At 62.4% G+C, this 12,880-nt stretch carries 12 protein-coding genes and 1 pseudogene; 10 read left to right on the top strand and 3 right to left on the bottom strand.

Annotation, left to right across the window (positions count from 1 at the left end; translation table 11 throughout):
• Nucleotides 1–96 precede the first annotated feature (96 nt).
• From MB84_RS05570 to MB84_RS05550, 5 genes are all read left to right on the top strand, one after another.
• Complete coding sequence (locus tag MB84_RS05570; protein WP_046291055.1) at nucleotides 97–1,209, top strand: branched-chain amino acid ABC transporter substrate-binding protein; 1,113 nt, start codon at nucleotides 97–99, stop codon at nucleotides 1,207–1,209.
• Nucleotides 1,210–1,313: 104 nt separating this feature from the next.
• Nucleotides 1,314–2,237, top strand: coding sequence for a high-affinity branched-chain amino acid ABC transporter permease LivH (gene livH / locus MB84_RS05565; protein ID WP_044454576.1), 924 nt, complete (start codon nucleotides 1,314–1,316; stop codon nucleotides 2,235–2,237).
• 8 nt (nucleotides 2,238–2,245) lie between these two features.
• Nucleotides 2,246–3,520: a high-affinity branched-chain amino acid ABC transporter permease LivM gene (locus MB84_RS05560; RefSeq protein ID WP_046291054.1), complete on the top strand. Its 1,275-nt coding sequence runs from the start codon at nucleotides 2,246–2,248 to the stop codon at nucleotides 3,518–3,520.
• Nucleotides 3,517–4,284 (top strand): high-affinity branched-chain amino acid ABC transporter ATP-binding protein LivG, encoded by a 768-nt coding sequence (gene livG, locus MB84_RS05555; RefSeq protein ID WP_046291053.1) that lies wholly within the window; start codon nucleotides 3,517–3,519, stop codon nucleotides 4,282–4,284. Before MB84_RS05560 ends, livG begins: the two co-directional genes overlap by 4 nt.
• Complete coding sequence (locus tag MB84_RS05550) at nucleotides 4,284–4,985, top strand: ABC transporter ATP-binding protein (RefSeq protein ID WP_046291052.1); 702 nt, start codon at nucleotides 4,284–4,286, stop codon at nucleotides 4,983–4,985. Before livG ends, MB84_RS05550 begins: the two co-directional genes overlap by 1 nt.
• A gap of 53 nt (nucleotides 4,986–5,038) precedes the next feature.
• Here the strand turns inward: MB84_RS05550 and MB84_RS05545 are convergent, their stop codons facing one another.
• The 3 genes from MB84_RS05545 to MB84_RS05535 all read right to left on the bottom strand — a co-directional run bounded on the left by MB84_RS05545 (nucleotide 5,039) and on the right by MB84_RS05535 (nucleotide 7,246).
• Nucleotides 5,039–6,259 carry an ISL3 family transposase gene (locus MB84_RS05545; protein WP_046289972.1) on the bottom strand — a complete coding sequence of 407 codons (1,221 nt, stop codon included), beginning with the start codon at nucleotides 6,257–6,259 and terminating at the stop codon, nucleotides 5,039–5,041.
• Nucleotides 6,260–6,413: 154 nt separating this feature from the next.
• Complete coding sequence (locus MB84_RS05540; protein ID WP_046291051.1) at nucleotides 6,414–6,911, bottom strand: SRPBCC family protein; 498 nt, start codon at nucleotides 6,909–6,911, stop codon at nucleotides 6,414–6,416.
• A 2-nt stretch (nucleotides 6,912–6,913) separates the two neighbouring features.
• On the bottom strand, nucleotides 6,914–7,246 hold the full coding sequence (locus MB84_RS05535) for an ArsR/SmtB family transcription factor (protein ID WP_046291050.1): 333 nt from the start codon (nucleotides 7,244–7,246) through the stop codon (nucleotides 6,914–6,916).
• A gap of 145 nt (nucleotides 7,247–7,391) precedes the next feature.
• On the opposite strand from MB84_RS05535, the pseudogene ribBA reads away from it, so the two are divergent.
• The 5 genes and pseudogenes from ribBA to MB84_RS05515 form a co-directional block, all read left to right on the top strand.
• Nucleotides 7,392–8,510: pseudogene (gene ribBA / locus MB84_RS30875) on the top strand (bifunctional 3,4-dihydroxy-2-butanone-4-phosphate synthase/GTP cyclohydrolase II); the annotation flags it as partial.
• On the top strand, nucleotides 8,490–9,152 hold the full coding sequence (ribH, locus tag MB84_RS30870) for a 6,7-dimethyl-8-ribityllumazine synthase (RefSeq protein ID WP_342672650.1): 663 nt from the start codon (nucleotides 8,490–8,492) through the stop codon (nucleotides 9,150–9,152). The pseudogene ribBA and the gene ribH, both read left to right, overlap by 21 nt.
• Entirely contained in the window at nucleotides 9,152–9,613 is a 462-nt protein-coding gene (gene nusB, locus MB84_RS05525) for a transcription antitermination factor NusB (protein WP_046291049.1), read from the top strand. Before ribH ends, nusB begins: the two co-directional genes overlap by 1 nt.
• 39 nt (nucleotides 9,614–9,652) lie before the next feature.
• A complete protein-coding gene (locus MB84_RS05520) occupies nucleotides 9,653–10,855 on the top strand; it encodes a pyridoxal phosphate-dependent aminotransferase (protein ID WP_211279347.1) in 1,203 nt (400 codons plus the stop codon).
• A 244-nt stretch (nucleotides 10,856–11,099) separates the two neighbouring features.
• Nucleotides 11,100–12,785: a hypothetical protein gene (locus MB84_RS05515; protein WP_046291047.1), complete on the top strand. Its 1,686-nt coding sequence runs from the start codon at nucleotides 11,100–11,102 to the stop codon at nucleotides 12,783–12,785.
• The last annotated feature ends 95 nt before the right edge of the window (nucleotides 12,786–12,880 follow it).

Below are 12,880 nucleotides of genomic sequence, written 5' to 3'. Positions count from 1 at the left end.
CGGTTTGAAGGATCCAATACCGATCAGGTTTAGCAGTCGTTTAAGGCTACCGCACCACGGGGTAGTCAAAAAATACAAATCAAGGAGATGTCCATAATGCAGTTTCGTCACAAATCCCTGTTCGTTGCCGCTGCTCTCGCCCTCCTCGGAACGGCTGCCAATGCAGAGACCGTCAAAATCGCCATCGCCGGCCCGTACAGCGGCTCGGTTGCCCAGTACGGCGACATGGTCAAGGCCGGTGCGCTGACCGCGATTGAAGAAGTGAACGCAGCTGGCGGCGCGAACGGCAACAAGCTCGAAGCCGTGTTCATGGATGACGCATGCGAGCCGAAGCAGGCTGTCGCCGTCGCCAACAAAATTGTCAGCCAGAAGATCAAGTATGTGATCGGTCACGTGTGCTCGGGCTCGACGATCCCGGCATCGGACATCTACGAAAACGAAGGCGTCGTGATGATCACGCCGTCGGCCACCGCACCGCAACTGACCGAAGGCAAGAAGCGCCACTTCATCTTCCGTACGATCGGCCGTGACGACCAGCAAGGTCCGGCAGCCGCCCAGTACATCATCCACAAGGTCAAGCCGAAGAAGGTTGCCGTGCTGCACGACAAGCAGTCGTACGGTCAGGGTATCGCCACGTCGGTGAAGAAGGACCTCGACGCCGCCAAGGTGCCGGTCGTGCTGTTCGAAGGCATCAACGCCGGCGACTCGGACTACTCGGCTGTCATCACCAAGCTCAAGGCGCAAGGCGTGGACTTTGTCTACTTCGGCGGCTACCACCCGGAAATGGGTCTGCTGCTGCGTCAGGCGCGTGAGCAAGGCGTGAAGGCCACGTTCATGGGACCGGAAGGCGTGGGTAACAAGGACGTGACGGCTATCGCCGGCCCGGCGTCGGAAGGCATGCTCGTGACGCTGCCGGCCGACTTCGCTGCCGACCCGGCAAACGCCAAGCTGGTGAAGGCCTTCGCCGACGCCAAGCGCGATCCGAACGGTCCGTTCCAGATGCCGGCCTACACGGGTGTGCAACTGATCGCCAAGAGCATCGCCGGCGCGAAAAGCACCGACTCGGAAAAGGTGGCGAAGTACCTCCACGCCAACACGTTCGACACGCCGATCGGCAAGGTGGCGTATGACGCCGCCGGCGATCTGAAGTCGTTCAAGTTCGTGGTCTTCACCTGGCACAAGGACGCCACCAAGACCGCAGCCAACTGATTCCCTGACGCTTTACCGGCCAGCGAATCACCCCCAGCCGCCCGCCGACCCCGGCGGGCGGCTCGCATTCGCGCTCGGCCCCCGCTAGTCGCGAGGCTTCCCGCATGAACGAATTTTTCCCACAGCTTGCCCAGCAACTGGTCAATGGCCTGACGCTGGGCGCGATCTATGCGCTGATTGCCATTGGCTACACAATGGTCTACGGCATCATCGGCATGATCAACTTTGCCCACGGCGAGATCTACATGATCGGCGCCTACGTCGGGCTTGTCACACTGACTGCAATCGGAACGGCGGCGGGCTACCCCTTGCCGCTCGTACTGGGCGCAGCGCTGCTGGTATCGGTGCTGGTCACGGGCCTTTACGGCTTCGCGATCGAGCGGGTGGCGTATCGCCCGCTGCGCGGCGGACCTCGTCTCGGACCGCTGATCTCTGCGATCGGTATGTCCATCTTCCTGCAGAACTATGTGCAGATCGGTCAAGGCGCACGCGACGTTTCCGTGCCCATGCTGATCTCCGGCGCCATCGATATTCCGATGGGCGACTTCACCGTGACGATTCCCTACGCTCGCATGCTGATCGTAGGCGTGACGGTGGCACTGATGATCCTGCTCACGCTGTTCATCGCTAACTCTCGCATGGGTCGTGCCTGCCGTGCCTGTGCCGAGGATATGCGCATGGCCAACCTGCTCGGCATCGATACGAATCGCGTGATCTCGTTCACGTTCATTCTCGGTGCCATGCTCGCGGCCGTGGGCGGCGTACTGATCGGCCTGACCATCGGCAAGCTCAATCCGTATATCGGCTTCATCGCCGGCATCAAAGCCTTCACGGCCGCCGTGCTGGGCGGTATCGGCAGCATTCCCGGCGCCATGCTGGGCGGCGTGCTGCTGGGCCTGGCGGAGACGCTCGCCTCGGGCTACATGCCCTCCGAGTACAAAGACATCGTGGCGTTCTGCCTGCTGGTGCTGGTGCTGCTGTTCCGCCCGACCGGCCTGCTGGGCAAGCCTGACGTCGAGAAAGTCTGAGGTCGACCATGACACAACAACTCACCATGAAGTCCGGCGCCGCCAACCGTGCGCCGGCAGGAGAGACGCTCAAGGGTGCGGTCATCGCCGCAATCGTGACGATCATCCTCACGGCCCCGATCCTGGGCCTGCAACTGAAGCTCGACGGCTACAAGGTTGTGCTCGAACAGCATTGGCGTCCGGTCTGGATCGCGACCGCCATCGTGTTCGTATTCCAGCTGATCAAGCCGTTCCTGTTGCGCAGCAAGCGCGCGGTGAAGCTGCCGACGATGCCCACGACGGGACGCCGTCAGCAACTGACCGCCATGTGGGTGCTGCTCGCCGTCGGTCTCGTGTGGCCGTTCGTGGGCTCGCGCGGTGCGGTGGACGTAGCCACGCTCGCGCTCATCTACTGCGTGCTGGGTCTCGGCCTGAACATCGTCGTGGGCTTCGCCGGTCTGCTCGATCTGGGCTACGTCGGCTTCTACGCCGTCGGCGGGTACACGTACGCGCTGCTCAATCAGTACTTCGGCCTGACCTTCTGGGAATGCCTGCCGCTCGCCGCGCTGATGTCGGCGACGTTCGGCTTCCTGCTGGGCTTCCCGGTGCTGCGCCTGCGCGGTGACTATCTCGCCATCGTGACGCTGGGCTTCGGCGAAATCATTCGCCTGCTGCTCAACAACCTGACGAGCCTGACCGGCGGTCCCGACGGCGTGTCCGGCATTCCCAAGCCCAGCGTGTTCGGCTTCGAGATGGCGCGCTCGTCGAGCGTGGAAGGCGCGAAGACATTTCATGAACTGATCGGTCTCGACTACAGCGGCTCGCATATGGTGATCTGGCTGTATCTGCTCGCGTTCGCGCTGGTCGGCTTCACGCTGTTCGTCACGAGCCGCCTGATCCGCATGCCGATCGGTCGCGCGTGGGAAGCCCTGCGCGAAGACGAAATCGCCTGCCGCTCGCTCGGTTTGAACCCCACGCGCATCAAGCTCTCGGCATTCACGCTGGGCGCTTCGTTCGCGGGTCTGGCCGGGGCGTTCTTCGCTGCGCGTCAGGGGCTGGTCACGCCGGAGTCGTTCACCTTCATCGAGTCGGCGCTGATTCTCGCCGTAGTGGTGCTCGGCGGCATGGGATCGCAGATCGGTGTGATTCTCGCGGCCATCCTGCTGACGATTCTGCCGGAAGTGGCACGCGACTTTGCCGAGTACCGCATGCTGATCTTCGGTCTGGTGATGGTGCTGATGATGATGTGGCGTCCGCAAGGTTTGCTGCCCGCCACCCGCCCGCATGTGGAGTTGCCGCAATGAGTGCAGAACTGTTGAAACTCTCGGGCCTTCAGATGCGCTTCGGCGGTCTGCTGGCTGTCGACGGCGTCGAATTCGGCGTCCGCAAGAACGAAGTCTTCGCGATCATCGGTCCGAACGGCGCTGGCAAGACGACCGTCTTCAACTGCGTGGGGGGCTTCTACCGCCCCACGGGTGGATCGATCGTGCTCGACGGCGACGACATCACCGGCTTGCCGAGCCATATGGTGGCGCGTCGCGGTCTGGTGCGCACGTTCCAGAACATCCGACTATTCCGTCAGTTGACGGTGGTAGAGAACCTGCTCGTCGCGCAGCACATGACGGTGCACACCGGCTTTCTGCAAGGGCTGCTCTCGACGGGCGCGTTCCGTCGCTCGGAGCGCACGGCGCTCGAGCGCGCGAAAATGTGGCTCGATCGTCTGGGCCTCACGCCGGTCGCCAACCGCGAAGCCGGTACGTTGTCGTACGGCCACCAGCGCCGCCTCGAGATCGCGCGATGCATGATCACCGAGCCGCGTCTGCTGATGCTCGACGAACCGGCGGCCGGTCTAAACCCGCAGGAGAAGGTCGAGCTGCAGCAACTTGTGGACAACCTGCGTAACGAGTTCGGTATTTCGGTACTGCTCATCGAGCACGACATGAGTCTCGTGATGGGCGTCTCCGACCGGATTCTCGTGATGGAACACGGCAAGCCGATCATGACCGGCAAGCCCGACGAGGTGCGCAACGATCCGCGCGTCATCAAGGCCTACCTCGGGGAGGAATAATGCTCAAGCTGGAACAGATCCACACCCACTACGGGGCCGTCGAGGCGCTTGCAGGCGTGTCCATCGAAGTGAACAAGGGCGAGATTGTCACGCTCATCGGCAGCAACGGCGCAGGCAAGACCACGCTGATGATGACGGTGTGCGGCACGCCCCGTGCATCGAGCGGTCGCGTGATGTTCGAGGGCAACGACATCACCAGCCGTCCGACGCACGAAATCATGCGCATGGGCATGGCGATTTCGCCCGAAGGCCGTCGCGTGTTTCCGAGCCTGACGGTCATCGAGAACCTGAAGATGGGCGGCTTCTTCGCATCCAAAGACGACATCGATGCCGGCATGGATCACGTCTTCAAGCTGTTCCCCCGGCTCGCACAGCGTGGCAAACAGCGCGCAGGCACGATGTCCGGCGGCGAACAGCAGATGCTCGCCATCGGGCGCGCGTTGATGAGCCGTCCGCGTCTGTTGTTGCTCGATGAACCGACGCTCGGCCTCGCACCGCTCGTGATCGCGCAGATCTTCGACATCATTCGCGCGATTCGCGAAGAAGGCGTGACCGTGTTTCTGGTGGAGCAAAACGCGAACAAGGCGCTGCATGTGGCCGACCGTGGTTACGTGCTCGAAACCGGGCGCGTCGTGCTGGCCGATTCGGCCGACAACCTGCTCGCCAACGACGACATCAAGCGCGCTTATCTGGGCGCTTGAGTCTTCGGTCTCGCGGCCATCGCTCAGGCATGCGTGACGGGCAAAGAAAAGGTTCATTGAGCATTACCGGGGAAGGCGGCGCGGATTTTGAGGAAGAAGTATTCCTGGTCTCGGTAGCCGTAGGCGCGCCGCTTAATGACCTTGATAGTGTTGTTAATGCCCTCAACGATGCTGGTGTTTAGACGATGTCGGCATCTGGCCAGGATGCCATGCAGATAGCCTTTCAGACGCTGAGCGAAGGTGTTCAAGGGGGCTATTCCGCTTTGCTCGGCCTGCTCGCACCAGTGGTGCCAGGCTTGTTTTGCCCAGGCAGGTCTTCGGTAGAACCAGAGCCGCTTGAGTTCGTCCCTCAGGACATAGACCGTCAGCAGCGGCTGGTTGGCTTGCAGCAATTCGTCGAGCCGGACGGCCTGCTGCCGGTCTAGCTTGTCGCGGTTGCGCAATAACAGCCAGCGGCTCGATTTGATGACCCGGCGCGCGGGACGGTCCTGGCGCAGTTGGTTGGCCTGATCCACGCGCACCCGATCAATGACCTCTCGTCCGTACTTGGCCACGACATGGAACAAGTCATAGACGATCTCCGCCCGTGGGCAGTGGGCCTGGATTTCTAACTCGTAGGCCGTAGTCATGTCGATGGCTACGGCCTTGATGCGTTGGGCGACCCCACGCGGCAATTGCTCGAAGAACGCCCGAGCCGTCTCGCGTGAGCGTCCTGGGCCGATCCACAGCACCTGCCTGCTGATCGGATCGACGACTACCGTCGCGTACCGATGCCCTTTATGCAGGGCGAACTCGTCCATCGCTAAATACTCGATCCTGGACCAATCCGGTTCGCGCACTGACGCTCGGAGCCGGGCCTTGTCCAGCGTCTTGACGGTATGCCAACCCAGCTCGAAGAACCTCGCCACCGCCTGCACGTTGCTCGATTGCAGCAATTGGCTGCAGGCCGCCGCAAGCCGATCCGTCACCCGCTGGTAGCGACCCAGCCAAGTAAGCCGCTCCAGGCGCGGGCCACCGCATTGCTCACACAACAAGCGCCGGCGTGGAACATGAAGAACAACCCGGTACTCAAATAACGGCAGATCTCGCACCCGGCGCACCGTGGTCTCATGGACCTGGCGACATCGTGCGCCGCACTGCTCGCACAGCATCACCTTGGCGGTTGGCTTCAAATAGATCGACAGCGTGCGCCCTGTGCCCTCGGGCCACTCCACGCGTTCGACGGCATAGCCCTGCCAGCCTCCCAGCGACTCCAGCAGCTTGCGATCCAGCATCTCCACGCACTCCTGATGGCAAATTCCTGCCATCAAGAGTACGAAAACTTGTCAAATCCCTCCACGCTATTGCGCGATGAACCAAAGAAAAGGGGATGTGCTCTCGGGCACATCCCCTTTTTTCATACGTTTGCGGTCGGTGACTTCAGCCGGGTCACTTCATCAGATCGACCAGTTGATCCAGCGCCTTGCCCCAGCCGTCGTGGAAGCCCATGGCCTCGTGCTGCGCACGCGTGGCTTCGTTGCCGTGAATGGCAATGGCCGTGTAGCGCGTGCCCTTGCCTTGCGTCTCCATCAGCACGGCTGCGGTGAACTGAAAGCCGCCATGTTCGGCCACCGGCGCGGGCGCGGGACGGAAACCGGGCAGCACGGCGTTCGTCCACACGAGTCGCGAGTTCTCGACCACTTCCAGATAGCAGCCGACGTTCGGAAACTGCTGCCCTTCCGGCGAACGCATGACGGTGTGAAACAAGCCACCCGGACGCAGATCGATTTCGCACTCGACCGTTTGCCAGGGCGCAGGCGTGAACCACTTCTTGAGATGCTCCGGCTGCGTCCACGCCGCCCAGACGCGCTCGCACGGCACGTCGACATAGCGCTCCAGCACCAGGTCCAGCTTCGGGTCTACCGAGAACAGGTTGGGTTGGCTCATCTTCACGTCTCCTTCATCTGCGACAGATAGTTGTCGAGTTGGCCGAGGCGGCGCGTCCACTTGTCGCGCTGCAACTGGAGCCAATCCTGTGCGCCCGCCAGCGTTTCGGTCTCCAGCGCGTAGGTCCGCACGCGTCCGGCCTTGCGCGAGACGACCAACCCGCTGTCCTCGAGCACGCTCAGATGCTGCGAGAAGGACGGCAGCGCCATCGAAAACGGACGCGCCAGCTCACTCACCGACGCCGGACCCAACGTCAGGCGCTCGACGACCGCACGGCGTGTGGGATCGGATAACGCCTGAAAGATTCGGTCGAGAGGGATGGATTGGTTAGCCATGCACCTAACTATAGTCACCGCGATTACTTAGGTCAAGACCTTTGTATTGACGCTTTTCCTTTGTCCGATGCGCTAGATCGGACGCAGCCGTGCACCGGCTTGGCGTAGAATAGAGCCTTTCCAAATTGAGCCCCGCGTTGCCGCTATGCCGTTGGCCACTACAGAAGAAATCATTGCCGAGCTCAAGGCCGGCCGCATGGTTGTCCTCGTTGACGAGGAAGATCGTGAAAACGAAGGCGACCTGGTCATGGCAGCCGAATTCGCAACGCCCGAAGCCATCAACTTCATGGCGAAGTACGGTCGTGGCCTGATTTGCCTCACGCTCACGCAAGCGCGCTGCAAGCAGCTCAACTTGCCGCTGATGACGTATCGCAACGGCACGCAATACGGCACGGCGTTCACGCTGTCGATCGAAGCCGCCGAAGGCGTGACCACGGGCATTTCCGCCGCCGACCGCGCCCATACGGTGCAGACGGCGATTTCGCGTGATGCGCGTCCCGAAGACATCGTCCAGCCGGGTCACGTGTTCCCGATCATGGCGCAGCCTGGCGGCGTGCTGGTGCGCGCCGGTCACACCGAAGCCGGATGCGACCTGACGGCAATGGCCGGTCTCACGCCCGCGGCCGTCATCTGCGAAATCATGAACGACGACGGCACGATGGCGCGTCTGCCTCAGTTGCTGGAGTTCGCCGAGCAGCACAACATCAAGATCGGCACCATCGTCGATCTCATCCACTATCGCAGCCGCACCGAATCGATGATCGAGACGGTCTCGTCGCGTGAGATGCAAACGGCATGGGGCCCCTTCCAGGCCACGCTCTATCGGGACAAGCCGAGCGGCAATCCGCATCTGGCACTCGTGCGCGGCGTGCCTGCGCCCGACGAAGAGACGCTGGTGCGCGTGCACGAGCCGCTGTCGGTAATGGACCTGCTGGAGACCGGCGTGTCGACCCACTCGTGGACGCTGGCCGGTGCGATGAAGGCCATTGCCGAAGAGGGCAAAGGCGTGGTCGTGCTGCTGAACTGCGTCGAGACGCCCGAGCATCTCTTTAACCAGTTCGAAGCCCTCGACGAAACCGAGAAGGCCGCACGCGCCAAGCGCCGCCCGGTGGACTTCCGTACGCATGGCGTCGGTGCACAGATCCTGCGTGAGCTGGGTGTCGGTAAAATGCGAGTCCTGTCGAGCCCGCGCAAGATTCCCAACATGGCAGGCTATGGCCTTGAGGTCACCGGTTTCCAACCGATGCCCGGCGCCGCGACTGCCTGGGTTACCTTGTATCGGCGTCCCGTCTTCGGCGGGGCGTCATCTTGCCGAGCATTGCCTGTCTCGGGCATGCCGGCACAATCTTGGCCGCACCGCCTGGACGGTACTTTTTTGAGGAAGCCCATTATGGAAATCGGACAATACCAGCCGGAACTCGACGGTGAAGGCCTGCGCGTGGGCATCGTGCAAGCACGATTCAATGACGCGGTCTGCACGGCACTGCGCGCTGCGGCCGTAGCCGAACTCGACCGCCTGGGCGTTGATGGCGAAGACGTGCTGCTCGTCACGGTGCCCGGCGCGCTGGAAATTCCGCTGGCATTGCAGAAGATGGCCGAAAGCGGCCAGTTCGACGCACTCATCGCGCTCGGCGCGGTGATCCGCGGCGAGACGTATCACTTTGAACTGGTGTCGAACGAAAGCGGCGCCGGTATTACGCGCATCGGTCTCGATTTCGGCATTCCCGTCGCCAATGCGGTGCTGACGACCGAAAACGACGAACAGGCCGAAGTGCGCGCCGCCGAGAAGGGCCGCGATGCGGCTCGCGTGGCGGTGGAAATGGCCAATCTGCTCGAAGCCATCGACATGTTGAGTGGCGACGATGCAGAGGACGAAGACGAAGACGAAGAAGAGGAAGATCGGTAATGAAGAGTGCACGGCGCCGCGCGCGCGAATTTGCGCTGCAAGGAGTGTATCAATGGCTGATTTCGCGCGGCCACGCGAGTGAGATCGATGCTCACCTGCGCTCCACCCCTGGCTACGACAAGGCGGATCAGGCCCTGCTGGAAGCTGTCCTGTACGGCAGCATCCGCGAGGCCGACGCCCTGTCGGCGCAACTCCAGCCGCATCTGGACCGACCGGCAGCACAACTGTCGCCGATCGAACATGCCGCGCTCATCGCGGGGGCTTACGAACTGATTCATCTTCAGGACGTGCCGTACCGTGTGGTGATCAACGAAGCGGTCGAGGTCGTGAAGACGTTCGGCGGACCGGACGGTCACCGTTTCGTGAACGGCGTGCTCGACAAGTTCGCCGCCGAGGTTCGCCCGGCGGAAGTCGCAGCCAACCGCAATGGCGGCAACGGCGGTCGCGGCAAGAGCGCCTGACGTTCCAACGTACTTAAGCCCCCCCGTCCTCCCCCCGCTATGGACCGCATGCCCAACCTCGCCTCCGCGCTGACACTGGCGCAACGTGTCGACGACATCGCCCCTTTTCACGTGATGGAGTTGGCCAAGCAGGCCGCGTTGCGCGAGAAGGCGGGGCACCGTGTGATCCACATGGGGATCGGGGAGCCGGATTTCACGGCCCCCGAAGCGGTCATCGAAGCTGCGGCAAAAGCCATGCGCGACGGCCGGACGCAATACACCAGCGCGATGGGCGTTCCCGCGCTGCGCGAAGCCATCTCCGGCTACTACCGTAGTTTTTACGGGGTGGACGTCGATCCGTCGCGCATCGTTGTGACGGCCGGAGCATCGGCTGCGCTCGTGCTGGCCTGTGCAGCGCTCGTGGGTGTGGGCGACGAAGTGCTAATGCCGGATCCCTGCTATCCGTGCAACCGTCACTTCGTGTCGACGTTCGACGGCAAGCCGGTGCTGATTCCGTCGGGTCCGGCGGAGCGCTTCCAGCTTACGGCCGAGCGCATCGAATCCCATTGGGGGCCGAAGACGAAGGGCGTGCTGCTGGCGTCGCCGTCGAATCCGACGGGCACTTCCATCGAGACCGACGAACTTGCACGCATCGTGAAGACGGTGCGCGCGCGTGGCGGCTTCACGCTCGTGGACGAGATCTATCAGGGGCTGTCGTATGACGGCAAGCCGACGACCGCGCTGAGCTTCGGCGATGACGTGCTGGTCGTGAGCAGCTTCTCGAAGTACTTCAACATGACGGGCTGGCGCCTGGGCTGGCTGGTGGTGCCGCCGTCGCTGGTGCCGACGTTCGAGAAGCTTTCGCAGAATCTGTTCATCTGCCCGTCGGCGGTGGCGCAGCACGCAGCGACGGCATGTTTCCTCCCCGAAACGCTGGCGATTTACGAAACCCGCAAGGAAGCGTTCCGCCAACGTCGCGATTACGTCGTGCCCGCGTTGGAGCGTCTGGGCTTCAAGGTGCCGGTGATGCCGGACGGCGCGTTCTACGTCTACGCCGACTGCACCGGTGTCCCGCATGCGGACGCTGCCGATAGCGACCGTCTCACGCAAGCGCTGCTCCAACAGGCCGACGTCGTACTGGTGCCCGGCCTCGACTTCGGGTTCGCCGAGCCGCGTCAGTACATCCGTTTGTCGTACGCCACGTCGCTCGAACAGTTGCACGAAGCGATGGACCGGATCGGCAAGGTCTTTTCCGCAGGCTGAGCTAGCGCGCGGTACGCGACGCGAATCCTTGCGTGGCGCCCCAGCCATCGCCGAATGGGCGCGTTGCCGCGCCCTGAGTTGCGCCCTCCTTCCGTCGAAAATTGGCGGAATCGTGCAGCACGATCCCATTCCGTCAGCGGCATCATAAGTCTGAGCCATCTGTGATGCAGAATCGGCCGTCACGTCGTCGAACGCGTGCTCGGTCCATTTGGAACGTTCTTACGCATCCCTTGGGAGATGAATCATGATTCCGGCTTTGGCGTCTTCATCCACCTATGCCCATCTCGTGGCAACGTCGCAGCCTGCCCCCGGCGTGTCGTCAGAAGTGGGCGACGAGCCGCTGTCGGCATCGACGACCACACCACCGCCGGAACTGCCGCCCTTCCCGCTGATATCGACCGTCGATGCGACACCCGCAGCGGTTCAAGCGCTCTTGGCAAAGTTCGAGGCCAGCAAGACAGTGTCGGGTACGCCCGTGGCCATCGTCTCCGGTGGCAGTCTCAGTGGCTACGCCACATCGCTTATCCTCGTCAAACAAGGCTTCAACGTGCTCGTTGTGGAAAAACGAGGCGCCTACAGCCGTCAAAACATCGTCAATCTGAAGCAGGACGCCGTCTTCTCGCTTGCACGCCTGGCGCCGGATCGCGGCGTCGCAGGCAACATGCCCACCGTCGATGGCATCGCGCGCACCATACGCAACAACGAGCGGCAGACTGTCACCGAGATCAGGATTGAGCGGGACGGCATGGCGCTGCGTCGGCAACTTCAGAAACACTGCCGATTCATGGAATGGATGGCACCGTCCGACGGCCTTCCCGCCCGGCTTCCGCAACTGAAACGGCCCATCGGAGGGGTTTCTGCCTATCTCGACGTGCACGAGCCCAGCTCGACCAGGCGCATCATCGCGCAACATGAGCGGGAAGCGACGATCAGCTCGCCGTACCTCGACCCGGCATTTCCCGACGATCAATTTATCGGATCGACGGACCTGAACGACTGGCGCCTCGGCCCACCGGAGCGTATGCGCACCGAAACGCTCGTGCTTACGAGCCTGATGGACCTCGAGCGGAGTCTGAACGACTATTGCGCCGCGCAACCGGGCATCGACATCGTCCATGCGGAGGTGCATCTGCAGGAAAACAGGAGCGCAGACGATCGCTTCATACCTGTGCTCAAGATAGGGGAAGAATCCATCCGCCCAAACTTCCCGATCGATCTGATTTGCATCGCGGAAGGCGCGCACAGCGCGAATCGGGAAGTCATCGGCGGCGCACCGGCTGCGGTCGATCCGAATGAAAGCTGGCACCAAAGTGTTTACGTACAGCCCACAACCGGCGCATACCGTCCGGACAACTTCGACGTCATCGACGTCCGCCACGATCCGTTCCGGATAACCGTCGTCGATTACGTCGAGCAGCCCCGTCAGTCGGTCGCCCTCGTCTCAGTCTGCACGCCCGCAGACGCGAGACCGAACGAAGCGGCGATGCGCGCCGAGCTGGCGTGCGCACAAGCGCATATCGTCGCGCGACGTACTACGCCTTTTCAAGTCGGCGAAGCGACACGCCAGTTTGCGTCGGGTGAAATCAACGTGAAACTGATGCGCGCGAAAATCGCCGGAAAGGGGAACGCGGTGATTGTCGGCGACGCCGCTGCCTGCGGATCTCCTGCCGGAGCAACCGGCGCGTCGTTTGCGGTGTCCGCGTACCCCGAAGCCATCGAGCGTCTGGTCACGCATCCGCAATTCGGTGGCTCAAACGGCGTGATCCCGAAAGCCCTGATGGCTACGTACAACGAGGAAATTTCCCGCATCGCCGACGTCGCTCATGGTAGACAGAGCACCATCATGCGCTCCATGGGGGCCTATTCACCGGAAACCGGGACAAATCTCGCCCGGCAGATCGCAAAGGCGCGATTCGGAAGACTCGAATGAAGTTTGGAACAGTGGGAGACCTGACGGCTTGCGGAAACCGGGGTCATCTGAAGGGGAATTTATCGGCGGTTGCGAAGGCTATCTATATAGATAAC

It is taken from the genome of Pandoraea oxalativorans (assembly GCF_000972785.3).
Taxonomy (GTDB): domain Bacteria; phylum Pseudomonadota; class Gammaproteobacteria; order Burkholderiales; family Burkholderiaceae; genus Pandoraea; species Pandoraea oxalativorans.
Note: the sequence above shows the minus strand (reverse complement) of the source record. Positions and strands in the feature narration are given on the sequence as shown.